This is a genomic window from Streptomyces sp. ISL-96 (assembly GCF_018614035.1).
Taxonomy (GTDB): Bacteria; Actinomycetota; Actinomycetes; order Streptomycetales; family Streptomycetaceae; genus Streptomyces.
Genome location: NZ_JAGGPA010000068.1, coordinates 24141 through 50480 on the forward strand (window position 1 = coordinate 24141; position 26340 = coordinate 50480).

At 69.5% G+C, this 26340-nt stretch carries 21 protein-coding genes and 2 pseudogenes; 9 read left to right on the top strand and 14 right to left on the bottom strand.

Translation table 11 applies throughout. The features are described 5' to 3' along the window. Nucleotides 1-1393 precede the first annotated feature (1393 nt). Entirely contained in the window at nucleotides 1394-3151 is a 1758-nt protein-coding gene (gene ltrA / locus J7E96_RS32340; RefSeq protein WP_215136691.1) for a group II intron reverse transcriptase/maturase, read from the top strand. 245 nt (nucleotides 3152-3396) lie between these two features. Here the strand turns inward: ltrA and J7E96_RS32345 are convergent, their stop codons facing one another. The 4 genes from J7E96_RS32345 to J7E96_RS32360 all read right to left on the bottom strand — a co-directional run bounded on the left by J7E96_RS32345 (nucleotide 3397) and on the right by J7E96_RS32360 (nucleotide 8566). Further along, complete coding sequence (locus J7E96_RS32345) at nucleotides 3397-4008, bottom strand: GNAT family N-acetyltransferase (RefSeq protein WP_215136693.1); 612 nt, start codon at nucleotides 4006-4008, stop codon at nucleotides 3397-3399. A gap of 620 nt (nucleotides 4009-4628) precedes the next feature. Then, nucleotides 4629-6248: a methionine--tRNA ligase gene (gene metG / locus J7E96_RS32350; protein WP_215136695.1), complete on the bottom strand. Its 1620-nt coding sequence runs from the start codon at nucleotides 6246-6248 to the stop codon at nucleotides 4629-4631. A 123-nt stretch (nucleotides 6249-6371) separates the two neighbouring features. Further along, on the bottom strand, nucleotides 6372-7859 hold the full coding sequence (locus J7E96_RS32355) for a VWA domain-containing protein (RefSeq protein ID WP_308296240.1): 1488 nt from the start codon (nucleotides 7857-7859) through the stop codon (nucleotides 6372-6374). Between the two features lie 320 nt (nucleotides 7860-8179). Then, the gene (locus J7E96_RS32360; RefSeq protein WP_215136699.1) at nucleotides 8180-8566 is read right to left on the bottom strand and encodes a barstar family protein; all 387 of its coding nucleotides are present in this window, start codon (nucleotides 8564-8566) and stop codon (nucleotides 8180-8182) included. Between the two features lie 187 nt (nucleotides 8567-8753). Between J7E96_RS32360 and J7E96_RS32365 the strand changes: the two genes are divergently transcribed. Continuing rightward, complete coding sequence (locus tag J7E96_RS32365) at nucleotides 8754-10811, top strand: PhoX family phosphatase (RefSeq protein WP_215136701.1); 2058 nt, start codon at nucleotides 8754-8756, stop codon at nucleotides 10809-10811. Nucleotides 10812-10850: 39 nt separating this feature from the next. Here J7E96_RS32365 and J7E96_RS32370 read toward each other — a convergent pair whose 3' ends face one another. Together J7E96_RS32370 and J7E96_RS32375 are read right to left on the bottom strand one after the other, a co-directional pair. Then, entirely contained in the window at nucleotides 10851-11852 is a 1002-nt protein-coding gene (locus J7E96_RS32370) for a hypothetical protein (protein WP_251070762.1), read from the bottom strand. Between the two features lie 19 nt (nucleotides 11853-11871). Beyond that, nucleotides 11872-13347, bottom strand: a complete 1476-nt coding sequence (locus J7E96_RS32375; protein ID WP_215136703.1) for an APC family permease — start codon at nucleotides 13345-13347, stop codon at nucleotides 11872-11874. A gap of 210 nt (nucleotides 13348-13557) precedes the next feature. Here J7E96_RS32375 and J7E96_RS32380 point away from each other — a divergent pair, with 210 nt between their 5' ends. Next, complete coding sequence (locus J7E96_RS32380; protein WP_215136705.1) at nucleotides 13558-13959, top strand: RNA-binding S4 domain-containing protein; 402 nt, start codon at nucleotides 13558-13560, stop codon at nucleotides 13957-13959. After that, entirely contained in the window at nucleotides 13956-14189 is a 234-nt protein-coding gene (locus tag J7E96_RS37915) for a hypothetical protein (protein WP_308296242.1), read from the top strand. The genes J7E96_RS32380 and J7E96_RS37915 overlap by 4 nt, the downstream gene beginning before the upstream one ends. 653 nt (nucleotides 14190-14842) lie before the next feature. Here the strand turns inward: J7E96_RS37915 and J7E96_RS32385 are convergent. From J7E96_RS32385 to J7E96_RS32400, 4 genes are all read right to left on the bottom strand, one after another. Continuing rightward, complete coding sequence (locus J7E96_RS32385) at nucleotides 14843-16870, bottom strand: FUSC family protein (RefSeq protein ID WP_215136708.1); 2028 nt, start codon at nucleotides 16868-16870, stop codon at nucleotides 14843-14845. A gap of 78 nt (nucleotides 16871-16948) precedes the next feature. Next, nucleotides 16949-17227, bottom strand: a complete 279-nt coding sequence (locus J7E96_RS32390; protein WP_215136710.1) for a DUF2630 family protein — start codon at nucleotides 17225-17227, stop codon at nucleotides 16949-16951. Nucleotides 17228-17248: 21 nt separating this feature from the next. Continuing rightward, nucleotides 17249-18220 carry an endonuclease/exonuclease/phosphatase family protein gene (locus tag J7E96_RS32395; protein ID WP_251070763.1) on the bottom strand — a complete coding sequence of 324 codons (972 nt, stop codon included), beginning with the start codon at nucleotides 18218-18220 and terminating at the stop codon, nucleotides 17249-17251. 87 nt (nucleotides 18221-18307) lie between these two features. Next, nucleotides 18308-19105 carry an alpha/beta fold hydrolase gene (locus tag J7E96_RS32400; RefSeq protein WP_215136714.1) on the bottom strand — a complete coding sequence of 266 codons (798 nt, stop codon included), beginning with the start codon at nucleotides 19103-19105 and terminating at the stop codon, nucleotides 18308-18310. A gap of 95 nt (nucleotides 19106-19200) precedes the next feature. Here J7E96_RS32400 and J7E96_RS32405 point away from each other — a divergent pair, with 95 nt between their 5' ends. From J7E96_RS32405 to J7E96_RS32425, 5 genes are all read left to right on the top strand, one after another. After that, entirely contained in the window at nucleotides 19201-20574 is a 1374-nt protein-coding gene (locus J7E96_RS32405; protein WP_215136716.1) for a PLP-dependent aminotransferase family protein, read from the top strand. A 226-nt stretch (nucleotides 20575-20800) separates the two neighbouring features. Then, a complete protein-coding gene (locus tag J7E96_RS32410; RefSeq protein ID WP_251070764.1) occupies nucleotides 20801-21124 on the top strand; it encodes a hypothetical protein in 324 nt (107 codons plus the stop codon). A gap of 99 nt (nucleotides 21125-21223) precedes the next feature. Further along, the gene (locus tag J7E96_RS32415) at nucleotides 21224-22249 is read left to right on the top strand and encodes an ATP-binding cassette domain-containing protein (protein WP_215136720.1); all 1026 of its coding nucleotides are present in this window, start codon (nucleotides 21224-21226) and stop codon (nucleotides 22247-22249) included. Then, complete coding sequence (locus J7E96_RS32420; RefSeq protein ID WP_215136722.1) at nucleotides 22246-23130, top strand: ABC transporter permease; 885 nt, start codon at nucleotides 22246-22248, stop codon at nucleotides 23128-23130. The genes J7E96_RS32415 and J7E96_RS32420 overlap by 4 nt, the downstream gene beginning before the upstream one ends. A 110-nt stretch (nucleotides 23131-23240) precedes the next feature. Continuing rightward, the gene (locus tag J7E96_RS32425) at nucleotides 23241-23816 is read left to right on the top strand and encodes a tellurite resistance TerB family protein (protein ID WP_215136724.1); all 576 of its coding nucleotides are present in this window, start codon (nucleotides 23241-23243) and stop codon (nucleotides 23814-23816) included. Nucleotides 23817-23851: 35 nt separating this feature from the next. Here J7E96_RS32425 and J7E96_RS32430 read toward each other — a convergent pair whose 3' ends face one another. The 4 genes and pseudogenes from J7E96_RS32430 to J7E96_RS32445 all read right to left on the bottom strand — a co-directional run. Beyond that, entirely contained in the window at nucleotides 23852-24274 is a 423-nt protein-coding gene (locus tag J7E96_RS32430; protein ID WP_215136736.1) for a hypothetical protein, read from the bottom strand. A gap of 162 nt (nucleotides 24275-24436) precedes the next feature. Next, nucleotides 24437-24490, bottom strand: a pseudogene (locus tag J7E96_RS38605) (hypothetical protein); the annotation flags it as partial. A gap of 242 nt (nucleotides 24491-24732) precedes the next feature. Beyond that, nucleotides 24733-25638 (bottom strand): hypothetical protein, encoded by a 906-nt coding sequence (locus J7E96_RS32440; RefSeq protein ID WP_215136726.1) that lies wholly within the window; start codon nucleotides 25636-25638, stop codon nucleotides 24733-24735. Nucleotides 25639-25844: 206 nt separating this feature from the next. Next, nucleotides 25845-25922: pseudogene (locus J7E96_RS32445) on the bottom strand (DUF397 domain-containing protein); the annotation flags it as partial. Between the last annotated feature and the right edge of the window lie 418 nt (nucleotides 25923-26340).

Genomic DNA, 26340 nt, shown 5'->3' on the forward strand with positions numbered 1-26340 from the left:
GGGGCGATGTCATTCGCCAAGTGCTGGGTTAATCGCGTTGCGACGCCCGTATCAAGCCGATGCTGCTCGGCCCGCCCGGCCGCGTCACGTCTCCTTTCCGTCACGCTGCCAGCCCGGACGCCCACCGGTCCGCAGGGATCGCGCTCGACGGCACCGCGCCTCGACTGGGGCAGCCGAAGCGGTTGCGGTCGCTGGGGCTGGCGGGCCGTCAGGCATCAGCGTCCGGTGGCGCGCCATGAAACCGGCACGTGACGCATGTCGCGCCCTTCCTGATACGCCGAAAATAGGTCAAATGGGATCCCGGTGTTCGTCTTCTGCCGGGTTCGTTCCATCCCAACGGCTGGGGTCTGTTGCGAAAATGGATCTTGTTAGCTGAACCCCACGTCCCGTGGGATCGGGCTACGAGCTGTTCCGACGCTGGCAGCGGGCCGGGATGTGGGCGAAGGATCCTCGCACGGCTCCAGGCCGAAGCGGACGCCAAGGGCTTGATCACTTCGGACGTCAACGTCGACTCCACGGTGTGCAGGGCCCACCAGCTGGGCGGCCTTCTGTCGTGATCACGGCCGGACAGCGGGGCGACCCCCCGCAGTTCGGGCCGGTCCTGGAAGCGATCCGGGGCCCCCGGCTCGGGCTCGGCAGGCCGCGCGGAATCAAGGCCACGATTCCGGTCCCGGCGGACCGTGTCCGCAACCAAGCGGCGGCACGCGGTTGAGTGCGGGATCAACCGGCTCAAGGTGCGACACGAAGTCGCACACGTTAAGTGGGAAAGCCACGAAGGAAGGAGACATGTGCTGACCCCGGATTAGTGTCCAAAATCCGTTCCCGCGCTCACATGCGTCGCCGGTAACAGCGGGGTGTGAAGCTGAGCGTTCAAGCCCAAGGGTTCCCTGGCCATCGGGGAACGACAGGCGAGGGAAAGGCTGGACGGGTGAACCGCGTGAACCCCCGTTGATGTCTCGTAAGGTTGAAGCCGCCCGATGGTTCGTAATCAGCGGCTACAGGACTCGGCGTTGGAAGACGCCAGGCGACTCTCGGAGACTTGAGACCGGGAGAAGGACACCGCCGGTTCCGGGATAGAGGGGGCACCCACCCCAGTCGCAGCTTACGTGTGTGGAACGTGGAAACCCCGTTGGAGTCCGGGCTTTGGCCCGGTAAGCCAACCGTAAGGAAGGCCCAACTCTCCAGCGGGAACAGGATGGCCCAAGAAGCGAACGCCGGTCGACCGAAAGGTCAGAGGAAAACCCTGGAGTCCTTCACTCCAGGCTATAACCCGCCGGATACAGGTCTAGATGGCCTGACCCGAAAGGGTGCCCACGTGGGCCGGGTGAGCCTTTGAATTATCCCAAGTAATGACGCCAGAACCTGCCGGACAAGTTAGACGCAAAGGAGGAACATGCGACAGACAGTCCCTACTGCCGGCCGCACCTCCAGAGTGAACGGACCGCAGGGCGAACCGCTGGACTGGCACTGCATCGACTGGGCCAGCACTGAGAGAAACGTACGGCGCCTGAGACAACGGATCTTCAAAGCGACACAGGAAGGGGACCTCAAGAAGGTCCGCAATCTGCAAAAGCTCATGCTGCGAAGCCGCAGTAACACGCTCGCGAGCGTGAAACGGGTAACGCAGCAGAGCAAGGGCCGCAAGACGGCAGGAATCGACAGGGAACGAGCACTCACCCCCCAGGCGCGAGCTCGCATGGCGGTCGACATCGACCAGCAAACCCAGCCCTGGAGAGCCAGGCCCGTCAAGCGGGTCTACATCCCGAAGAGCAATGGAAAGCGACGCCCGCTCGGCATCCCGGTCATGCGCGACCGAGTGATCCAAGCGCGCGTGAAAAACGCGCTGGAACCTGAGTGGGAAGCCCGGTTCGAATCACGCTCCTACGGATTCCGACCTGGTCGCGGATGCCACGACGCCATCCAGGCGATCTTCAGCACCGCGAAGGGCAAGACGGCCAAGCGTCGGTGGGTACTCGACGCCGACCTGGCCGCAGCGTTCGACCGCATCGACCACGACCGCCTGCTCGACGGAGTCGGCGGCTTCCCCGCCAGGGAACTCGTCCGCCAGTGGCTGAAGGCGGGCGTGGTCGACAACGGACGCTTCACTCGCACCGACGAGGGAACACCTCAAGGCGGAGTGATCAGCCCCTTGTTGCTCAACATTGCACTTCACGGAATGGAGGACGCCGCAGGCGTTCGGTTCGCAACCCGCAAAGGAACAGTGATGTGGGCCGCGAAAGGGACGCCGATCCTGGTGCGTTACGCCGACGACTTTGCCGTGTTCTGCACGAGCAAGGAGGAAGCTGAGACGGTCAAGTCGCGGCTTGGCGACTGGCTTGAACCCCGAGGTCTTCGCTTCAACGAAGAGAAGACACGAATCCTTCACCTTTCCGAAGGGTTCGACTTCCTCGGCTTCAACGTCCGACGCCATGGCGACAGCCTGATCATTACGCCCAGCAAGGATGCGGTGAAGAGAATCCGGAATCGACTGCGATCCGAGATGCAAGCTCTCCTCGGACAGAGCATCACAGTCGTACTCCGCAGGCTCTCCCCGATTGTCAGGGGCTGGTCTGCGTACTACCGGACGGTGGTTTCCAGCAAAACATTTTCGGCGCTGGACAGTTATGTGTGGACGCTCACCTACAAGTGGGCCAAGCGCACCCACCCGAAGAAGTCGAAGCGCTGGATTGTCAACAAGTACTTCGGCAGACTCAACCGGTCCAAGAACAATAGCTGGGTCTTCGGTGACCGCACTACAGGTGCACATCTTCCCAAGTTCGCCTGGACCAACATCAGAAGGCACCAGCTAGTCAAGGGAAAGTCATCACCTGACGATCCCGCGCTCGATGACTACTGGAGTCAGCGTCGCAGGACGCGCACGCCTCCGCCAATGGACAAGATCAGCCTTACTCTGGCAGCCCGTCAGAAAGGACTCTGTCCGCTCTGCGGTCAGGCGCTCATCGTTGGAGCGGAATACGAGCCGGAAAGCCCACGCGAGTGGATCGACTGGTTCGACGCGATGAAGAAGCGGTTGCACAAGCACCACTTCGCCTACCGGCGAGACGGCGGGTCTGATGAAGTCAAGAATCTTCGACTCGTTCATTCCGAATGTCATCAGCAGCTTCATGCGCGAGATGGAAGCAACAAATAGCAGATTCTGTGAAGCGTATGGGCTTGCTTGAGCCGTGGTGCCTGGAAACAGGCATGCCCGGTTCTGAGGGGGCCGGGTCATGGCAACATGACCCGGCTACCCGACCGCCACCGGGCCGTCCGCCACCAGGTATGAAAAACTCGCCGTCCGCTCTGAAGCGTCTGTGCTGGTCGCAGCCATCAACGAATGGCTGTCCTGTGACAGCGAAGGCTAAGCATGTGCCACCGAAACTCGGGCGAAGGCTGTCATTGCCCAGGCGGCAGATCGAGATCAAGGATCATGTCGAGCGACCGCACACCGTTTGTCCCGGTGAAGGAGCCGACCGCCTGGAAGCCGTTCTTCTGGTAGTAGCGAATGGCGCGTGCGTTGTCGGCGAGAACGCCGCCCAGCAGAATGATCCTTCTCTTGCCGAACCCTCGCGCAACGTCAGCGATGAGAGGGAAGACCTGCGTCCCCACTCCTTTCCCCTGGTAGTCGTCGGCCAGGGTGGGGCCGAAGCGGCAATCGGTCGCCGTAAGCCGGATGCTGGCCTCGCGATAGCGCGCGATGTCGTCCGGGTGGAGCTCGAGACTCAACTCAAGGAGGCCGACGATCCTGCCAGACGGCACTTCCTCTAGCACCAGCCTGAGCTTGTCGTAGCGCGCGATCGCGTCACACAGCTCCTGTGCGGTTGCGAGGTCGTATCCGTCGAAGGTGCTCAGCCGCCTTGATTCGGGCGACAGGCCCATGAGGAAGCTTGCGAGAGGCTCCGTGTCGGCGTGTGTGAGGGGTCGGAAGACCACATCCGAACCGTCAATCCGTGCCAGGCGGCGTGTCAGAAGTGAGGGATCATCGGCGATCTCCGTCAGCGTGAACACTTCAGCACCCCCCGTACTTCAGACTTCATGGCCCAAACCTACGTCGTGCCGGCCGCAGCCGGTTTCCGGCCGTACCGTCGGCAGGACCACTCGCTGCTGAGCAAGCCTCCACCCACCCACATCAGCAACCTGCTTGTGGCCCAGCCGACCACCGGCCGGGGCGGACGCCACACCCACCCGAGTCACCCCATTCAACTCTCGCGCGCCACCCGCGCCGACACGAGTCCGCACGTCGACCCGCCAGACCATCCGGCCACCGGCGGGGGTGCTCGCGTGCGTGGGAATGGGGATGTCGCACCAACGGCCGTCCCCGCACCCGCCGAGCCAGGGGCCGCGCCGCCCCCTAAACAGACCGCGCCCCACCCACTCACCCGACAGCCATCGAACCCACCCGCGCTACTCCCCGAGCCCCCGTGCAGGGCGTTTTTCTTTGGGCCGCCCCGGCCCACCGACACCCGAGCGCCCGGGACGGCCCGAAACCCCCAGAAGCAAGCCTTGGTTGCCGGCCCTGGCGAGGCCCCGACCCGGCAAAAAGGGCCGGGACCCTGGCGTTCAGGTCCCGGCCCCTCCGTGCCTAGGTCTACGGCCTACGCCGTAGACGTAGGCCGTAGACGTACGCCTTACTCCTTCTTCGGGTCCTCCAGGCGCGGGAACAGCACCGCGCCCTTCGTCACCGTCGCGCCCGCCGGAAGCTGGCCCCATCGCGCCGCGTCCTGGAGCGGCTGGTCGGCCAGGGCTCCCAGCGGCGCCTCCGCGCCCAGGGAGTCCCACAGTTTCTGCGAGGTCTCCGGCATGACCGGGTTGAGCAGTACGGCCATCGCGCGCAGCGACTCCGCCGCCGTGTAGAGGATCGTCGCCAGGCGGGCCTGGCCTTCCGGCGACTCGTCCTTCGCGACCTTCCACGGTTCCTGCTCCGTGATGTAGCCGTTGACCTGCTTCACGAAGTCGAACACAGCCAGGATGCCGCCCTGGAAGTCCAGCTCCTCGCCGATCTTCCGGTCGGCCTCCGCGACCGCCTTCGCCAGGCCGGCCTGGACCGCACTCTCCGCGTCACCGGCCGCCGTCGCCTCCGGCAGCGTTCCGCCGAAGTACTTGCCGACCATCGCCGCCACGCGCGACGCGAGGTTGCCGAAGTCGTTCGCGAGCTCGCTCGTGTAGCGGGCGCTGAAGTCCTCCCACGAGAACGAGCCGTCCTGGCCGAAGGCGATCGCCCGCAGGAAGTACCAGCGGTACGCGTCCACGCCGAAGTGGGACGTCAGGTCCTGCGGCTTGATGCCGGTCAGGTTCGACTTCGACATCTTCTCGCCGCCGACCATCAGCCAGCCGTTCGCCGCCACCCGGCCCGGTACCGGCAGGCCCTGCGCCATCAGCATCGCGGGCCAGATGATCGCGTGGAAGCGCAGGATGTCCTTGCCGACCAGGTGGACATTGGCCGGGAACGTCGTGTCGAACTTCGCCTGGTCCGAGCCGTAGCCGACGGCCGTCGCGTAGTTCAGCAGCGCGTCCACCCACACGTAGATGACGTGCTTGTCGTCCCACGGCACCGGGATGCCCCAGTCGAACGTCGAGCGCGAGATGGACAGGTCCTGGAGGCCCTGCCGCGTGAAGTTCAAGACCTCGTTACGGGCCGACTCCGGCTGGATGAAGCCCGGGTTCGCCTCGTAGAACTCCAGCAGCTTCGGGCCGTACTCGCTCAGCTTGAAGAAGTAGTTCTCCTCCTTGAGGATCTCCACCGGCTTCTTGTGGACGGGGCACAGCTTGGTGCCGTCCTCCGCCTCGATCAGGTCGCCGGGGAGCTTGTACTCCTCGCAACCCACGCAGTACGGGCCTTCGTACCCGCCCTTGTAGATCTCGCCCTTGTCGTACAAATCCTGCACAAACTCCTGCACACGGTCCGTGTGCCGCTTCTCCGTCGTACGGATGAAGTCGTCGTTCGCGATGTTCAGGTGCTCCCAGAGAGGCTTCCACGCCTCGTCCACGAGCTTGTCGCACCACTCCTGGGGCGAGACCCCGTTCGCCTCGGCAGTGCGCATGATCTTTTGACCGTGCTCGTCCGTGCCGGTGAGGTACCACACCTTCTCGCCGCGCTGACGGTGCCAGCGCGTGAGCACGTCACCTGCAACGGTCGTGTAGGCGTGGCCCAGGTGAGGAGCGTCGTTGACGTAGTAAATGGGGGTCGATACGTAAAACGCCTTCACGTCTTCGCTCGTCCCCTGCTTCTCGGATCCAGTGGCCGCCATGGTCGAAATCCTAACGGCTAACAGGTGATCCACTCACACGCATAAATTTCGCAAAACGTAAAACAACGACGGCGGTGCCCGGCCGCTGGGGCCGGGCACCGCCGTCGTCGTGAAGCTGCCGGGTCAGGCCTTCAGGCCCTTGAGGCCGGTGACCAGCTCGGCGTACAGCGCGTCGTCCGCGACCTCGCGCGGCGCGGGGCCCGCGTGGAAGAACGCGGCGTTGGGGACGTCGAGCTTCCGGAGGAAGTCGAAGCCCTTGGCGTCGTGCTCGCCGAACGCGACAAACTGCCAGAACAGCGGCTTGTCGGCGGCGTCGGCCAGGGCCTGCTTGGCCGGGCCCTTGGCGTCGGGGGGGCCGTCCGTCTGGAATACGACCAGAGCGGGGCGGTCGCTGCCGGACTTCTCGTGGTGCGCGACGACCTCTTCGACGGCGCGGTGGTAGCTCGTACGCCCCATGTGACCGATGGCGGTGTGCGCCTCGTCCACCAGACCGTCGTACGCGTCCAGGCTGACGTCGACGGTGCCGTCGATGTCGGTCGAGAAGAACACGACGTGTACGGCGGCGTTCTCGTCGAGGTGGGCGGCGAGGGCGAGCGTCTGGTCGGCGAGGTGCTGGGCACTGCCGTCCTTGTAGAAGCCGCGCATGGAGCCTGACCGGTCGAGGACCAGGTAAACGTCCGCCCGCACCCCGGTCAGCTGCTTGGCGCCGAGTGCGGCGCCGGCGGCCTGGTAGTGCGCGGCGAGCGCGGGGGCGTGGGACTCGACGTGCGCGAGGGTGAGCGCGGAGCCCTCGCTTCCACCTGCGGAGACGGGCTCGGGCTGGGGCTCGGGCTCAGGCTCGGGCTGGGTGTCGGTTTCCGGCTTCTCCTCTCCTGCGGCGGCCGCTGCGGAAACGAGGGCGTCCGCCTCGGTGGCTGTGGCTGTGCCGGTGTCGGTGGCGTCGGCCGCGACCTCGACCTTCGGCTCGGTGGCGGTCTCCGGCGCGGTGACGGCGGCGGTGACCTCGGGCTTGATCTCGGTCTCGGTCTCGGTCTCGGTTTCGACGACCTCGACGACCTCGATGGCCTGGTCAGCCTTGGTGGCCGGGGTGGCCTCCGTGGCGGATTCGGTCTCCTGGGGCGCGTCAGCCGTGAGTGCGGGCTCCGCGACCGGCTCCGCGACCGGCTCCGCCGTGGCCTGCGGCTCGGTTGCCGGGGTTACGTCGGCGGCGACCGGGGCGTGGGTGGCCTCGGGCTCGCTGTCGGCCGCGATCTTGGTGGTCGGCTCCGCCTCGGGGGCCGGCGTCGGGGCAGCCGCCCGCTTGGGGGCTGCCTCTTCCTTCGGCTGGGTGGCCGCCGGGGTGGTGGATTCCGGGGTGGGCTGGGACGGGACCGGGGCCGAGGGCTTCGGGGTGGCCGGGTTCGCCGGGGTGGACTGGGCCGGGACGTTCGGTCCGGGGGAGGGGGTCTTCGTACGGGACGAGGAAGCGGACGGGGACGAGGACGGCTTGTCGAAAGCCGCCGCCACCAGGTCCGATGCGATACCCGGCGTCGACTTCCTGACCGGCTTCTCCGCCGCCGCCGTGTCGTCCTCGTTGGCCGGGGCCTGGGCCGGGGCCGGTACCGAGGCCACCGACTCCCTGGCCTCGGCGGACGAGGACTCTGACGCTGACGAGGACGCTGACGCGGATTCCGGTTCCGGCGCGGTGGCCGGCTCCGGCTTACGTTCGGCCTGGGACGGAACAGAAGCTGCCGCCGAGGTCTCCCGTGCCGGCGGCTGCTCGTTGCTCTCCGCTCGATCGCGTCCGAACACCTTGCGCAGCAAGCTCCGAATGCCCATGGGCGAGGCCTTTCGCATGAGTTGGGTGCGATGCACGCCCGCACCCGGCGGATGATCCCTGGCCAGGGCGGACACGTAAGGTTAGCGGCCCTTCCCGCTGATCTTCGGGAGGGTCAGGCGTGCCGTTCCACTTCCAGGCGCGCGCGGCTCGCGTCGGCGAATACGGATGCCAAACGCGCCCCCTCCGGCCGCCCCGGCGCGAACAGACCGGCCGCGTCGGCCCGTACCACCAAAGTCCCATGCGCGTCAATCACTTCCGAGATGCCACGCGCCTCGATCGTGTCCCACCACGCGTCCAGATTCCGGCCGAACCACTCCGGCAGCCCGCACGGCCCGGCCACCGCGTCCCAGAAGTCGTCGAGTGAGTCGAGCGGCATACCTCGCAGATCCACGGTGAGGTCCGGCGGCAGGTCCGGACCCACGCCCGGCGCCAAGTCGTCGGTGCCCGGCGTCAAGTCGTCGGTCGGGGCGTGCGGTTCTTCCGGGACGTCCTCGCGCATGAGGCTGGAGCCTAGCCGTCAAGTCAACTTCCGCCCGGCCGTCGCGCATTCACCTCACGTTCACCCCATGGCCGCCGGAAGGCGCACGTACGCCCCTAATGTCACGGCCGGAGACATTCCGACACGTTGTCGGCGCAGGGCGCGCCGAACCACAGCCCGTACAGCCACAGCCCATATGGAGGGGTCCGTGCGCAATCTGCTGCCGCTGCTCAACTCGCCGCACCCGGGTGGGCGCTCCGCGCTGACCTGTCGCTACCGCTGCGGAGACGCCTGCTTCCAGGACGTCCCGAACACCAGCGACAACGAGTACGCCGGCGACGTCATAGCCGGCGCTCTGTCGAGACGGTCGATGATGCGCGCCGCCGCCGTGGTGACCGTCGCCGCCGCCGCCGGAACCTCGGCCCTTGCCGGCCCCGGTGCCCCGCAGGCCGTCGCCGCCGACAGCACCGGCACGCCCAAGGCCGGCAAGGCGGCGGACGGCGCCCGCGGACTCCGCTTCGCGGCCGTCGCGCCCAACACCACCGACGCCGTCACCGTCCCCGACGGTTACGCCCAGAACGTCGTCATCCGCTGGGGCGAGCCCATCCTCCGCGGCGCGCCCGCCTTCGACGCGGACAAGCAGTCCGCCAAGGCGCAGGCCGGCCAGTTCGGCTACAACAACGACTTCCTCTCCCTGCTCCCCCTCCCCACCGAGCACGGCCGCCAGGTACTCGTCGCCAACCACGAGTACACGGACGAAATCCTGATGTTCAAGGGTTACGACCCGGCCAACCCCACCCGCGAGCAGGTCGAGACCGCCTGGGCCGCGCACGGCCTGTCCGTCGTGGTCGTCCAGGAGGAGCGCAAGTCCGGCAAGCTCACGCCGGTCACCCGCCACCACCTGAACCGCCGCCTCCACACGACCTCCGTCTTCCGGCTCACCGGCCCCGCCGCCGGCAGCGACCTCCTGAAGACGTCCGCCGACCCGACCGGCAGGAAGGTCCTCGGTACGCTCAACAACTGCGCCGGCGGCACCACCCCCTGGGGCACGACCCTCCACGGCGAGGAGAACTTCAACCAGTACTTCGCCAACGGCTCCAGCGCCACCGACAAGCGGTACGGCATCACCACCGGCGCCACCGAGCGCAAGTGGGAGCTCTTCGACAAGCGCTTCGACGTGAAGCAGGAGCCGAACGAGTCCCACCGCCAGGGCTGGGTCGTCGAGCTCGACCCGTACGACCCCGATTCGACGCCCCGCAAGCACACCGCGCTCGGCCGCTTCAAGCACGAGGCGGCGCAGCCCCGCCTGACGGCCGATGGCCGGCCCGTCGTCTACATGGGCGACGACGAGCGCTTCGACTACTTCTACAAGTTCGTCTCGTCGAAGCGGATGAAGAAGGGCACCTCGCGGGCGGCGCGCGAGCACAACCTCACCCTCCTCGACGAGGGCACGCTGTACGTCGCCAAGCTCACCGGCGACAGCCCGGCCGCCGAGATCGACGGCGCGGGCAAGCTCCCGAACGACGGTGAGTTCGACGGCAGCGGCGTCTGGATCCCGCTCGCCACCGGCACCACCTCGCACGTACCCGGCATGACCGCCGAGGAGGTGTACGTCTTCACGCGCCTGGCCGGTGACAAGGTCGGCGCGACGAAGATGGACCGTCCCGAGGACGTCGAGCCCAGCCCGCGCACCGGACGCGTGTACGTCGCCCTCACCAACAACACCGACCGCGGCAAGACCGGCAAGGCGGGCGCGGACGAGGCCAACCCGCGCAACCTCAACAAGCACGGCCAGGTGCTGGAGCTCGCCGAGCACTGGGACGACCCCGCCTCGGACGGCTTCGCCTGGCGGCTCTTCCTGGTCGCGGGCGACCCGAACGACTCGGCGACGTACTTCGCGGGCTTCCCCAAGGACAAGGTCAGCCCGATCTCGTGCCCGGACAACATCGCCTTCGACCCGCACGGCAACCTGTGGCTCTCCACGGACGGCAACCAGCTCGGCTCCCACGACGGCCTGTTCGGCGTCGCGACGCGCGGTGAGCGGCGCGGCGAGCTGAAGCAGTTCCTGACGGTTCCTAAGGGCGCTGAGACCTGCGGGCCGATCATCCAGGACCGCCGCGTGCTCGTCGCGGTCCAGCACCCGGGCGAGATCGACGGTGCGAGCGTCGAGAAGCCGGCGAGTGCGTGGCCTGACGGCCCCGGAAAGCTCGTGCGCCCGTCGGTGGTGGCGGTCTACCGCAAGGACGGGCGCGCCATCGGCGTGTAGTCCGGGGGGCGCGGGCAGGGCTTCAGGGGGCAGCGCCCCTTACCCCTGCCCGCGCCACCTCACGTACTGCTCGCGAGCATCCCCCGTGTACGACCACGGCACCCGCGCCGCCCGCCCGTCCAGCAGGGTGAACGCCTCTCGCGCCACCTCGGGCAGACCCGCGTAACAGGCGGCATGAGCCAGATAGTTCAGCTCGGCCACCTCCTCCGGCGCCACCGGTGCGGGTGTTCGCCCGCCCAGCCACCGCTCCCTCGTCCGGCGTACCTCCGTCACCGCCAGCTCGTGGTGCCAGTGCTGGTCGAAGCCGCGCACCGGCCGGCCCTGCGCCGCAGCCGCCACGTACCGGTACTCCTCCACCCGCGCGATCTGCACCAGCACCGACAGCGGCGAGCCCTCGGGCGCCGCGCCCGCCGCGTCGCGGGCGAAGTCGTACATGCGGCCGTGCGTGCCGTGCCAGCGTGCCGAGTGGTAGCGCAGCAGTTGCACATGCCCTTCGATGTTGTACGGGTCGCGGCGCCGCAGCTCCTCCCACCATTCGCGCAGCTCCGCCCGGCCGACCCCGTCGCCGTACAGCCGCGCCACGGTCAGCAGCGACACCCACGGCATCGGGTCGGCGGGCCGTGCGTCGGCGGCGCTGAGGCAGGTCATGACGGCTACGTCGATGCGCGTACGGTCGACCTCCGTGCCGCGTCCCGCCTCGATCGCCTGGTTGAAGACCCGTACGACCTCGGTCGCGGCCCGCAGCACCGCCGCGTCCGGGCTGTCCGGTTCGGCCGCCCGCCACGCTTCGACGACCGAGCTGCTCGCGGCCGCGTGCGAGAGCAGGCGCAGCCGGTGCGTGCGCAGGGGCCAGTTGTCGCCGGTCGCGCGCAGCAGATCGCGTACGCCCTGCCATCGGCCGATCACGATGTCCTGGCGAGCCGCGGTCAGCGGCCGGTCCCCGAAGTCCGGGTCGAAGTCGGGGGCGGCGAGACCGGCACGGGGACCAGAACGGGGCCCGGAGCCGGAGCCGGAAGAGAAGCGGTGGCGGATTGCGGCCATCGGGGCTCGTACCTCCTGTTCAGAAGTCGGTGGGGAATCCGGCGTCGGCGTGTTCCCTGCGCTCCGAGCCGGAGTTGACGTACGCCGCCTCGATCTCGATGGCCTGGGTGGCGTCGAGCCGCGCGGGGCTGTAGTACGCGCTGCCCTGCCGCCAGTACCAGAGCATCGGCACCACGCCGACGGCCAGGCCGCCGAGGCCGATCGCGATCGCCGCCGCGCCGAGCTCGGTGAGCGAGGCCGCGAAGACCCAGAACATGAAGACGGAGCCGAGCAGGGGCCAGGCCCCGCCCAGCAGGAAGTCCTTCGGGGAGGTGAGCAGCGTCTTGCGGTAGGCGACGACCGCCGCCAGGCCCGCCAGGCCGTAGTAGAGGGTGATCTGGAGGCCGATCGCTTCGAGCGCGTCGGACATGATCTCCTCCGTCGAGCCGAGCGCGTTCGAGGCGACGAAGAGGACGAGCGCGACCGTACCGACGACGGCGACCGCGACCCACGGGGTGTTCCAGCGGCGGTGTACGGCGCCGAGTGCGGCCGGCATCGTACGGTCGCGGCCCATCGCGAAGAGTGAGCGCGTGACCTGGATCAGGGTGGTTTCGAGGGTGGCGATGGTGGAGAGCACCACGGCCAGGACCATGAGCTTGCCGCCGACGCCCGGCCAGATCGCGTTGCCGAGGAGGGCCAGGACGTTGGTGTCGTGGGCCGAGATCTGCTCAGTCGTAAGGATGATGTTGACGGCGATGGTGAAGACGACGAAGAGCAGGAAGACGACGCCTATGCCAATCAGCGAGGCGAAGCCGGCCGTGCGGCGGCTGTTGCGGGTCTCCTCGCTGAGGTTGCTGGTGACGTCCCAGCCCCAGTAGTAGAAGGCGGCGATCAGGGTGCCGGTGGCGAAGCCGGTGAAGCCGTCGAAGTGGCCGAAGCCGAGCCACGACCAGTCGAAGGCGGTCGCCGAACCGCGGTGGAAGAGGGCCGCGACCGCGAAGAGGACCAGGATCGCGAGCTCGACGCCGGAGACGAGGAGCTGGGCGCGGGCGGAGAGACGGGCGCCGCCGAGTACGACGGCGAGCATCAGCAGGAACCAGCCGGCGCCGGCGGTGGTGGCGAGCGCGGTGTTGGACGCGAGGTCCGGGTCGAAGAGGGAAAGGGTCATCTGACCTGCGGGAAGCGACCCGGCGACCATGAAGATCGTGGCGGCGACGACGAGCGCCCAGCCACTGATGAAGCCGAGGAACGGGTGCAGGGTGCGGCCGACCCAGGAGTAGGTGGCGCCCGCGTTCACGTCGATGCGGCCGAGGCGGCCGAAGGCCAGGACGATGCCGAGCATCGGTACCGCGCAGTAGAGCAGCGCGGCCGGACTGGCGAGCCCGACGGCGCCGACGAGCACGGCAGTGGTGGCGGCGAGGGAATACGCGGGGGCGCTGCCCGCGACGGCCATCACGATCGTTTCGAAGGTGCCGAGGGCGTTGGGCTGGAGCCCTCTGCCGGGGTTGCGGTTCATGCGGTTCTCAACTGTTCTCAACTGCTTCCGGAGGTGTGCCGGACACAATTGGAATCCCCTATTCCTCTTGTGTGGCACGACATGTGGCGACAAGTCAGAGATGCGGTCCCGGTGCGGAGGGGTCCCCTCCGGACGGTAGATCGTGCGCATAGTAGTGCGGTCGGCCGGGTACGGGGGCACGGAGCTGTCGGCGGCCGTACCCTCGGAGGCATGGCTTCGGACGAGGTGAACAGCGGGGCGGGCGGGACGGTACGGATCGACGTCTGGATCTGGTCCGTACGGCTCACCAAGACCCGCGCCCAGGCTGCGGCCGCCTGCAAGGCGGGCCATGTCCGCGTCGGCGGCGAGCGGGTCAAGCCCGCGCACGCGCTGAAGGCGGGCGACGAGGTGCGGCTGTTCCATGCGGGGCGGGAGCGGATCGTGGTCGTCTCGCGGATCATCCGCAAGCGGGTGGGTCCTCCGGTGGCGGCCGAGTGCTACGTCGACAACAGCCCGCCGCCGCCTCCTCGGGAGTTCGTCGCGCCGGTCGCGGTGCGGGAGCGGGGGGCGGGGCGTCCTACGAAGCGGGACCGGCGTGAGATGGAGCGGCTTCAGGGGCCGAAGCCGTCGTGAGGGCGGGGTCGTCGGCTTCGCCGCGTCGCCCGTGCCCGTTCTGTGGGCGTGAGGTTGCCGTTGTCGCGGGCAGGTTCGTACGCCACGACCCGCGCACGCGGGCTGCTTCCGCCGCTGAGCTGACCCTGTGCGCCGGCTCGAAGCGCGGGGCGCCGGCTGCTGCGGCGGCGCAGCGGACGCTGGATGGCTACGAGGTGCCGTCGTTTCCGGGGCAGCTGCCGCTGTTCTGAGGCGGGGGTGCGGTGCTGGATGCCTGCGGCGCTGTTCCCCTACCCGCCCCTTCCCGAACTGTGGCTCCGCCCCAGGCCCCGGTCCTCAAACGCCGGACGGGCTGAGGTGGCCGGGGGTGGCTGGGGCTCCGCCCCAGACCCCGCTCCTCAAACGCCGGAGGGGCTGAAAGTGGCCGGGGCCGGAGGGCCGGAGGGCCGGAGGGCTGGAGGGGCCCAAGGGGCTGAAGTGGCCGGAGGGCTGAAGTGGCCGGGGGCGGAGGGGCTGAAAGTGGCCGGGGGGCTGAAGTGGCCGGGGGCGAAGGGGGTGAAGTGGCCGGGGCTGGAAGGGCTGAAGTGGCCGGAGGGCTGAAGTGGCCGGGGGGCGGAGGGGCTGAAAGTGGCCGGAGGGCTGAAGTGGCCGGGGGGCGGAGGGGCTGAAGTGGCCGGAGGGCTGAAGTGGCCGGGGGCGGAGGGGGTGAAGTGGCCGGGGGCTGGAAGGGCCGGAAGGGCTGGAGGTGCCGCGTCGCGTGTCACTGTGCCAGGAGGGGACGTGTCGGGGCGCTCCCCGCAGGGCGTTGAACGCAACCACTGCTTACGGAACAACGCGGTACCCGAACGTTCGACGCCCGAGGAGACGCCCCGGCGCGGCACCGACCCCGAAGCCCCCGCCGCCGTCACCCCCGCGGCCGCACCGGCGAAGCCACCGACCGGGCCGCCGCCACCTCCTGGCGCAGCGGTGCCAGGACCGATTCGTCGTCGCGGGGGAGGTCCGTCCGTACCTCCACCAGCGTGTCGCTGGCCCGCAGCCCCTCCGCCAGCTCGCGCAGCTCCCGCGCCACCTCCGCCACTTCCGCCTCGGCCGGCGGCTCCGCCCCGTGATTGATGCGGACCCGGGCCGCCGTCGTCGCGTCCACGATCCGCTCCGTCGCGACGACCAGCGGCCACCACGCCGCCGCCCGCGTCCCCATCGGCGGCGGCTCGGTCAGCGCCCGCTGGAATTCGGAGCGTACGACCGACAGGTCCCGGTAGAGACGCCGGCGCAGCCGCTGCCGCTGCCGCTCGCCCTGCGGGTCCGGCGGGTCCGGCGGACCGAACGCGCACTCCACGTAGCCCGCCGTGTCCGCCACCGTGTCCGCGAGCCGCGCACCCACCCGCGTGCTCCAGCTCTCCGGCCACAGCAGATACCCGGCCAGCAGTGCGATCGCGCAGCCGATGAGGCTGTCGTACAGGCGCGGCAGGACCAGGCCGAAACCCTCCCGGTTGAGCAAGTCGGACAGCAGCAGGATGACCGGTGTGATGGCCGCCGTCTGGAACGCGTACCCCTTCGCCGTGAAGGCAGGGATCAGCGCGGCGAGCACCAGCATCACCGGTACGTCCCACCACCCCCGCTCCAGCTCCGCCAGCACCGCCGCGGCGACCACCAGACCCAGCGCCGTACCGAACGCCCGCTGCACCGCCCGCGAGAACACCGACCCGAAGTCCGGCTTCAGCACGAACACCACGGTCAGCGCCACCCAGTACGAACGCGGCACCGCGATCAGCGAAACGAGCGCCTGTGCCAGGCCGATGCACAGCGCGAGCCGCAGGCCGTAGCGCCAGGAGGCATGGGAGAGCAGGACGTTACGGGTGGCACGGCGGGCCCGTACGCCGAGGGCGGCGGGACGCCCGAGCCGGTCGTCCAGCATCGCGGCCTCGGGGTCCGCGCTGAGGACGACGGCCGCCGCGTGCCGCAGGGCGTGGTCGACGGCGCGCCCGGACTGCGACGTCGGCTCAGGGAGGCGGAGCAGGAGGCGGCGAAGGCGCAGCCCGGGCTCGGACGCGTCGCCGCCCGTGCCGCCCTGTTCGACCGCGTCGGCCAACTCCCGTACCGCAGCCGGAATTTCGGGCGGCAGCGGCCGCCGCCGCAGATGCGCCGCGGGCGCCGATTCGACGAGCGGGACGACGACGTTGAGCTGCGCGAGCAGCCGTACGAGCGGACTCCTGCGGCCGTGGTCGCGGGCCCGCCGGGCCAGGACGAGGTCGTACGCCGTGTTCAGGGAGTGGGTGACGGCCTGGCGCCGCGCGTCGTACGTGTCTGTGTCCGTGTCCCGGCCCGTGTCCGTGTCCCGGCCCGCCGCCTCCAGCAGGTCGGCCGCCGCCCGGTACGTCTGCGCGACCGCGTCCCGTTCCGGCACCCCACCCCGCAGCGGCCACGCGATCAGCGTCAGTACGAGGACGAACAGGCCGCCCAGGGTGAGCAGCAGGGGCGCGGTCCACCAGGGGTCCGGCATCGGCAGCCCGGCTCCGACGACGGCCTGGAGCAGGAGCAGCAGCCCGGACACGGAGGCGACCGCGCCGATCGTCGAGATCATCCCGGACACGAGCGCGACGCAGGTCAGGACCGCTACGGCGAGCCATCCATGCCCGTACACGAGCGTGCCGAGGGTGACGCCGACGGCGCCGAAGAACTGGGGCACGGCGATGTTGAGCAGGCGCATCCGGTAGGCGTCGGCGGTGTCGCCGATGACGCCGGACAGTGCGCCCATCGACACGAGCGCCCCGTACGTCGGCTCGTCGACGGCGAATCCGACGGCGAGCGGAGTGGCCATCGCGATCCCGGCCCGGACGACGGCGGCCCACGGCACGGGCGCGGACTGCGGCCGCAGCCCCTGTGTCAGCCACTCGGGCGGCGTCAGCCTGCCCCCTGCTCTCTGCTCAGCCATGCACCAAACAGACCGAAACCGAACTCCTTATGCAAGTCACCTGCCTGCGGCGAACTGTCCATAGGCTGTGGATAACTTTCAGCTCTTGTAGTTCTCGACCTCGGAGGCCGGCCGCACCCGCGCCTCGCCCGGGTCCTCGCCGAACTCCGACTTCGCGCGGCGCTGACGGAGCAGGTCCCAGCACTGGTCCAGCTGAACCTCCACGGCCTTCAGCCGGGCGCGCTCGGCGTCGTCGAGACCCAGGTGGCGGGTGGAGCGTTCGCGCAGCTCGCGCTCCTCGGCGACCAGGCTGTTGATGTTGTCGAGAATCTTCTGGTTGGCGTCTTCCCTGTCTTCCCTGTCTTCGCTGGGTTCCATGAGTCCCACCCCAGCACACCTCTAGCCGCCGTGCAGCTTCAACTCGACGAGCAGCGCCCTGTGGTCGGTGTGCCTGAGCGTGAGGAACCGGGCCGACCGTACGGAGAAGTCGTCGCTCACCAGTACATGGTCGATCTGCGTGCCGAAGCGCGCCCAGTCCGCCGGCCAGGACGGCGCGCGGAACGCCCCGCCCAGCGCCGCACTGTCCCGCAACCGGCCCGCGTCGAGGATCCGCCGGAAGGCGGCGTGGTCCTGGGAGGCGTTGAAGTCACCGGCGATCAGCGTCGGCCGGTCCTTGCCCCCGGCGGCGTAGTCGCGGACCGCGCCCAGCTCGGCACGCCACCGGGGAACGCTGCCGGGGACGGGCGGCAGTGGATGGACGAGCTGGATGCGTACGGGACGGTCGTGCACCAGCGCCACCGCGCCCGGCATGGCCAGAGCGCCGTCGATCCCGGGCGCGGGCCGCAGCGGGTACTTGCTGAGGATCGCCGAACCGTCCGGGCCGCCGGCCGCGACGACTTCGCGGTACGGGTACGCCGCGTCCGGGACTTCCGCGGCGAGGGCGCGCGTGCAGTCGTCGTCACACTCCTGGATGAAGACGAGGCCAGGATTCTCGCGTTCGATGGTGGCGATCAAGTCCGCTGTCGCGTCACCGAATTCGATGTTCGAGGTCAGGACGCGGACGGAGGCGGCGACGCGGCCCGTGGGTTCGGCGTCGCCACCGGGCGGCGGCCCGTACGGCCGGACGTACCAACCGGTCACGGCGAGGACGACCGCCGCCCACACCATGCCGGAGCGCCAGCGGGCGAGGAGCGCGGCGAGGAGCCCCAGGGCGGCCGGTACGAGCAGCCAGGGCAGGAAGGCCAGGAGCTGGGGGACGGGCGTAAGGCCGTCGGTGTCGAGGGCGCGGCAGGCGACGACGATGCTGAGCAGGGCGAGGCCGAGGCCGTCCGCCCACGCGAGGAGCCGCCTCCACTCCCGGGCACTCCCCAAGGAACCAACCAGCCTCTCCCGCGCGGCGTTCGACGTGTTCCGCATCCTCCCCCAGAGACGGGCCTGTGTCCGCCAGGCCCTCCAGGCCTAGCGGGCGAGGTGGGCGAGGTGGGCGCGCAGTGCGGCGTTGAAGACGTCGGGGCGTTCCAGGTTGGGGAGATGGGCCGACGACTCGATGACCGCGAGAGTCGAGCCGGGGATCGCGGCGTGCATCGCTTCGGCGTCCGCGACGGGCGTGTAGGTGTCGTCGCGGCCCACCACCACCAGCGTGGGGACGCTCACGCGCGTCAGCAGGTCGCGGTAGTCCGGCCGCTCCGCCCGCCCGCGCAGGGCGGCTGCCGCGCCCTCGGGGGAGGTGGCGGTCATCATGCGGTGGACATGGGCCGATGCCTCGGTGTTGTACGGGGCGACCATCTTGTCCCGGACCTCGTCGGCGTACCCCTTCATGCCCTCACTGAGGAGGCGGTCGGCGACGGCGTTGCGCTCCCGCTTTCCTTCCTCCGTCTCGGCGGCGGGGAAGGTGTCGGCGAGGACGAGGCCGGTGATGCGCTCGGGGAAGAGTCGGTAGCACTCCATCACGATCTGGCCGCCCATCGAGAGCCCGCCGAGTACGGCGCGCTCGACGCCGAGGTGGTCGAGGAGCGCCGCGATGTCCGCGGCGAAGGCGGACAGCGGGGTGATGCCGGGGACGACCTGACTCTCGCCGTAACCGCGCAGGTCAGGGGCGATCACGCGGTGGGTGGGGGCGAAGGCGTCGATCTGCGGGGCCCACATGGTGCGGTCGAAGGGGTGGCCGTGGATGAGGACGAGAGGGGGACCGCTGCCCTCGTCGGTGTAGCCGATGGTGATGCCGTTGACATCTGCTGCGAGCTGTGACGTTGCCATGCTGAGGAGGCTAGGCGCGGCCAACTTCTCGGTGCAATAGGCTCTTTGCTCTCGGTGCAATGTTCCGGACCGGTTCGAATGGATGGTGGAGCGCCATGGCGGAGGACTTCCGGCGGGTGGCCGACCAACTGGCCGCCGAGATCGCCGCCGGCCGGCTGCGCCCCGGCGACCGGCTGCCCACCCAGCGCGCCTTCGCCCGCAGCCGCCGGATCGCGAACTCCACGGCGATCCGGGTGTACGGCGAACTGGTGCGCCGGGGTCTCGCGGTGGGCGAGGTCGGGCGCGGGACGTTCGTCCGGGCCGCGCCGCCCTCGCCCGGACACGCGCTCACGGAGGAGGGGGCTGCGGCGCCGGGGAGCCCCGCCGTCAACCTGGAGCTCAACTACCCGGTGGCGGAGGGCCAGTCGGAGCTCATGGCGCAGTCACTCGCGGGCCTCCTGCGCCCCGACGTACTGGAAGCGGCCACCCGCCCGGCAGCGGCCGACGGCACCCCGGCGGCGCGGGAGGCGGCGGCGTCGCTGCTGGCCAGGGGTGGTTGGCGGCCGGACCCCGGGCAGCTGCTCTTCGCCGGCAACGGCCGCCAGGCCATCGCCGCGGCCATCGCCTCATTCGTGCGCCCCGGCGGCCGACTCGGCGTCGAGCAGCTGACGTATCCGCTGGTCAAGGCGATCGCGGAACGGCTCGGCGTGAGTCTCGTACCGATCGCGGGGAACGCTGTCAGCCTGGCCGACGCGTCCGGCCTGTGCCCGGACGCGTTGTACGCCGCGCACCGGAGGGCGCCGCTCGGCGCGGTGTACGTACAGCCGACCCTGCACAACCCGACATCGGTGACGATGAGCGAGGAGCGCAGGTCGCAACTGGCGGCAGCCTGCGCGGAGCTGAACATCGGCGTGGTCGAGGACACCACTTGGGCCTTCCTCGCCCCCGAAACCCCCGAAGCCCTCGCTCCCCTGGCCGCCCACGCACCCACCCGCACGGTCCTCGTCGACAGCCTCTCCAAACGCCTGGCCCCCGGCCTCACCACCGGCTTCCTGGCGGCGCCGCCCAGCCACACCGCCGTGCTGGCCGACGCCCTGCGCTCCGGCGCCTGGACAGCGGCGCGCTTCAACCTGGAGGCCGCCACCCGCTGGATCACCGACGGCACGGTGGCCACCGTCACCGCCGCCAAGCGCGCGGACACGGCGGCCCGCCACCGCCTCGTGCAGCGCGTGCTCGGCGGCTTCCGTATCCGTACGGACCAGTGCGCGTACTACTGCTGGTGGGAGCTGCCCGCACCCTGGCGTACGGACACCTTCGTGGCGGCGGCAGCGGCCCGGGGCATCGCGATCACCCCGGGATCGGCCTTCGCCGTACCGCCGCACACTGCCCCGGACGCGGTACGGATCGGCCTGGCGTCGCCGGCGCGGGAGGTTCTTTCGTACGCCCTGGAAACACTGGCGGAGCTGGCCCGGCGGCCGACCGGAGGCTAGATCCACTTGCCGACCGACGCGCGCGGGTGTGACCTGATGGGGGAAGTGCGGGGGTGTGCGCTGCGGAAGGAGTTCTGCGATGGCTGCACATTCGGCGATCCCTGGCCGCTCACAGGGACCGACAGGCCCGACAGGCCCGACAGGCCCAACGACACCAACCACACCAACCACACCAACCAGGTCGACACGTCCCAGCGCACCGGCAGAGCGACGCCACCGGGGCATCGTGCCGGCCGTACTCGGTGTGGCGTACGGAATCTACGCATCCTTCATCGCCCGCGACGCCGGTCCCGTGACCGGCTGGAACGTGGGCTTCGGCGTGATCTGCGCCGTCATCGTGGCAGCCCTGTGCTTCCTCCTCGGACGCACCCAGCGCGCGATGATCCCCCTGGTCCGCGCCGCCGCGTACGGCGCGCTCTTCGGCGTAGCGCTCGGCTTCCTCCACAGCCTGTCCGAAAACAGCATCCTCAGCTCCGTGGTCGTCGGAGGGGCGCTGGGCGCCGGGATGACGGTCGCCGCGTTCTACGTCTTCTACACCCATGAGCAGTGAGCTGTAGGACCAAAGAACGATTACTTCCGGGCGCGCGGCCAGTCAACACTGGGTAGAGACGATCCAGACCACCCGACGACCGCTCGGAGGGGCAGCGACATGAGTGGAAATCCCGGCCCGGAACTCGCCATTGAGACGGCCGGCCTGGTCAAGGTCTTCGGTGAGAACCGGGCTGTCGACGGCATCGACCTGGCCGTCCCCGCCGGCACCGTGTACGGCGTACTCGGGCCGAACGGGGCAGGCAAGACGACCGCGGTGAAGATGCTCGCGACCCTGCTGCGCCCCGACGGCGGCGAGGCGCACGTGTTCGGCAAGGACGTGGTGCGGGAGGCCGACGCGGTACGGGGGAGGGTCAGCCTCACCGGGCAGTACGCGTCGGTGGACGAGGACCTGACCGGTACGGAGAACCTCGTGCTGCTGGGCCGCCTCCTCGGCCACTCCAAGCCCGCCGCGCGCACCAGGTCGGCCCAGCTCCTGGAGGCCTTCGGCCTCGCGGAGGCGGCCGACCGCCAGGTCAAGAACTACTCCGGCGGCATGCGGCGCCGTATCGACATCGCCGCGAGCATCCTCAACACGCCCGACCTGCTCTTCCTCGACGAGCCGACGACCGGCCTAGACCCGCGCAGCCGCAACCAGGTGTGGGACATCGTGCGGGCGGTCGTCGCCCAGGGCACGACGGTGCTGCTGACCACGCAGTACCTGGACGAGGCCGACCACCTGGCCTCCCGTATCGCCGTGATCGACCACGGCAAGGTCATCGCGGAGGGTACGAAGGGCGAGCTCAAGGCGTCGGTCGGCTCGGGCTCCGTACATCTGCGGCTCCGGGACCCCGCGCAGCGCCCCGAGGCCGAGCGGGTCCTGCGGCGGGCGCTGAACGTCGCCGTACAGCTGGACGCGGATCCCGTCGCCCTGACGGCGACGGTCAACGGGCACGCGAGCGACCTGGGCGCGGCGGAACAGGCGGCGCGGGCGCTGTCGGAGCTCGCTTCGTCGGGGATCACGGTCGACAACTTCGCGCTGGGCCAGCCGAGCCTGGACGAGGTGTTCCTGGCGCTGACGGACAGGAACAAGAGGAGCGAGACGATGAACGACTCGACGACAGGGACGACAGGAGTGCCGGCATGAGCACCGTCGCGACCAAGGACAAGGACAAGGACAAGGACAAGGACAAGGGCCCCGACGAACTCACTTTCGAAGCTCCGAAGGCGGAGGAGCTCGCCGCGCTTCTCGTGAGCAAGGACCGCCCGCCGCGCCCCAGCGCGCTCTCCGCGTCTTTGACCTTCGGCTGGCGCGCCATGCTCAAGATCAAGCATGTGCCGGAGCAGCTCTTCGACGTAACGGCTTTCCCGATCATGATGGTGCTGATGTACGCGTACCTCTTCGGCGGGGCGCTGGCCGGATCGGTCGCGGACTACATCCAGTTCCTGCTGCCCGGCATCCTCACCATGAGCATCGTGATGATCACCATGTACACGGGCGTCGCCGTCAACACCGACATCACCAAGGGCGTCTTCGACCGTTTCCGTACGCTGCCGATCTGGCGCCCGGCGCCGATGGTCGGCTACCTGCTGGGCGACGTGATCCGCTATCTGATCGCGTCCGCCGTGATGCTGGCGGTCGGCATGCTCATCGGCTACCGCCCGCACGGCGGCGTACTCGGCGTGCTCGCGGGTGTGGCGCTGCTGATGGTCTTCTCGTTCGCGTTCTCGTGGATCTGGACGATGTTCGGCCTGCTGCTGCGCACCGAGAAGTCGGTGATGGGCGTCAGCATGATGGTGATCTTCCCGCTGACGTTCCTGAGCAATGTCTTCGTCGACCCGAAGACGATGCCGGGCTGGCTGCAGGCATTCGTGAACAACAGCCCGGTGACCCATGTGGCGACGGCGGTGCGGGAACTGATGGCGGGCAACTGGCCGGCCGCCGACATCGGCTGGACACTGGGCTGGTCGGCGGTGCTGCTGGCGGTGTTCGGCACGGTGACGATGCGTCTCTACAACCGCAAGTGACGCCCCTTCTTTGCTCCACCTTTGCCATGCGGGAACCCGGTCGCTCTCAGGGACGTTCACCTGACAGATCGTGAAGGCAATCGACAGCCGTACGAGCCGAGGTGGCACCAGTGGTGAAGTGGGACCGGATCAAGGACCAGGCCAAGAGCTTCCAGCAGTCCCAGAGCAGTCGGGCCACGGGCGGGGGGCACGGGCAGAGCGGGGCCCACGGATCGGGCTCGGCCTCGGCCTCGGCCTCGGGCGGGTCCAAGGCCCAGCTGATCGGGCTGTTCAAGACCCAGCTGGCGTCGGTCAAGACCGAACTCAAGAGCGGCGCCTACCGGGACGCGAGCATGGCGATGTGCGCACTGGTGGCGGCGGCCGACGGGCAGGTGGAGCCGGCGGAGCGACAGCGCGTCGAGGAGCTGATCGTCTCCAACGAGGTCCTGCAGAACTTTCCGGCGGACCAGCTCCGCCAGCGCTTCAACCAGCATGTGGATCGGCTGCTGGCCAACTTCGAACTGGGCAAGGCCGACGCGCTGCAGGTGATCGGAAAGGCGGCCAAGAAGCCCGCGGAGGCCCGCGCGGTCATCCAGACCGGCATGGTCGTCGCCGGCGCGGACGGGCACTTCGAGCCGTCCGAGCAGTACGCCATTCGCGAAGCCTGCGCCGCTCTCGGTGTGCCGCCCACGGAGTTCGGCATCTGAGCGGTGCGCGCGCCACCGGCGCCGCCGCGCCGTGGTCAGCGGCCACGACTGCCGGTTCGCTCCCCGCAGCCATGCGGGACGACGACGATCTGGTGCGCGTCCTCGTAGACGACGCGCCCCGGATCGGCGGACCGCACAAGCTGCCACTCGACGCCGTGGGCGGCCAGGATCTCCAGGTAGCCGCCCACGCGCGCGATCAGCTCCACGGCGGTGGGCTTGAACCAGGCGGCGGCACCCGGGTTCACCCGATCGTCGTAGACGGCCGGATCGATGGTGCTCGGATCGGTGTACGCCGCGTCGTACCAGTCATTGTTCGTACGCCGAAACCGTTCCTGCTTGGCGGTCAGCCTCCCGTCCCGCGCGAGACCGTTGACGAGCCCGAAGACCCCGGGAAAGTTGCCGCGCGCCCGGGGAACCGTGCCCTGGAACCGTACGTACGCGATCGGATCACGAGCCATCACGGCATCGTAGGCAACCGGGTCCTGCTCCGGCTGCGGTCCGGCGACACTGATCACGGCCAAGTGCGGTCGATGCGGTCGGACCGCACGGCGTAGGCACAGAGCGTCTACCTGCTCCGGCTCCATGTCGTACTCGTACGCGATGTCCTCGACCGACTCCCCGGCCTCCCACAGGTCCGTCAGCGCCTTCACAGGCACCCGGTTGGCCTCGATCACGGGAAGCCCGTGTCCGAACCGCGGGTCGATGACGACAGGGACCGTGGCCGGGTACTGCCGCAGCTGAAAGCTGAAGGGGAATTCGTCTCCCGCCTCCCACGACAGGTACCGCAGATACTCAGCGACGACCTCGTGGATGGGCGCCTGACCGTCCCGTGCCCTTCGCAGGTCCCCCGATCCCGTGCTCGACAAAGATGTCCACTCCGTCGGTCGCGATTCGCTATTGGCATGTACGGCGGACCTCAGCTCGTGACTGTCGCTGGAGCCGGGGTGAGGGACGAGTACTTCGCGTTGTGGGCCTCCCAGGCCTGCTCCTGGCGGCAGGGGCCGCAGTGCGTCTCGTCGGCCAGGGGGCGGAAGACGTGTTCCGGGCCGGGCCCCTCGCAGGTGATGAGCGCGTTCGATAGGCGGTCCGTCTGCGGGGGCGCTTGGGGAGTCGGGTGTACGACGGTCCGCTCCTGCGGCATCTTCACCGTCAGGCGGTGCCGCAGGAACCCGACTGCGGAACGGACACCGGTAGGCGGCAGGGCGCTGGTCAGCGCGTGACGCAGGTCAGCCGGGCTGATGCCTCTGCGCAGCCAGTCGGCCGCGATCGCGGAAAGCGTACGGGCCTCGCTCTCACCCAGGTGCAGTTCGCGGCGCGACTGCCGCAGGGACAGCAACACGCCCTCCGCGACAGCGCGTTCCGGGTCCGCGTCGACCTGTGTCTCGGGGGGTGGGTGGGGAGTGTTCTCTTCCCCGTTTTTATCCCCTGAAGGGGAGTCACCGACCACCCGAGGCGCCGGTTCACCGACCGTCCGCATGTGCGTACTCGGTACGCCGCCGTCCCTGACGGCCGCCGCATCCTCGGTGGTGAGGTGGACGTTGGCGAGCAGCTGATCCGTCACCCACCGGCCGCGCTCGTTCTGGTGCCGCCACTCGTGCAGGAACCCGCAGGTGGTGAGTAGTTGCTTGACCTTCTGGTACGCCCGGCCCTTGATCCCGAGCCGCTCCGCGTGTGCGCTCAGCGGCTTTTCGGTCGAGCCCTCGGGGAGCCCCTGTACGTACAGAAGCAGGATCTTCGCGTCGCTGTTCAGACGCGGGTGCTGCACGACGTCGTGCGAAGCCTTGGTGTACCGCCGAAGGGGCGCGATAGCATGCCGAAGCATCCTCGGGACTCCTTGTTCAGTCCTCGATGGTGAAGGTCCTCGGATGGTGTTGGTAGCACCGCCGGGGACCGCCCCGTGCCCGGACGGACACGAAGTGTGATGACGCGGTTACGCTACAGCACCGCGCCCAACTCCCGCATATGCCCAGCGAAATGCCCCCACCCACGGGTGAGGGCACTCGGCTGCTGCGGTGCGGGCGTGCGGTGTCAGGCGCGGGCGTACGAGACGAACGCGGCCCATGAGTCGGGCGCAACCGCGAGCTGCGGGCCGTCGGTGACCTTGGAGTCGCGGACATGGCGCGCTCACCTCCGAGGCGATCCTGGGCACGGACGACCAGCGCCGAGGGCGAAGGCGACGGCGTCGCCTGTGGCGGCAGCGGGCCCTGTCCGGCGTCGATGACGGACCCCGGGGCCGAGCGGGAGGCCAGCTTCGTGCGGCCCGGGGCGTTGATCGCATCTGCCGATGGGGGCCGCCACTCGTAAGTGTGGCGCCGAAGGCCCGCCGGTAAAGGGCGCTCCTACGTCGCGTCGCCTGCGGCGATTGCGCTGCGCTTCACCCTTGACCGCCGCCCCTCCGCCGCAATGCATCTGGGGGGCGGCCCCCGGGGGGAGCCCACGGGGAAACTCCGGCAAGTGGCTACTGTCTCGCTGACGACCGACGGGCCGGTAGGCGGGGCGCACCACGTCTAGGCCCGGACTTCGC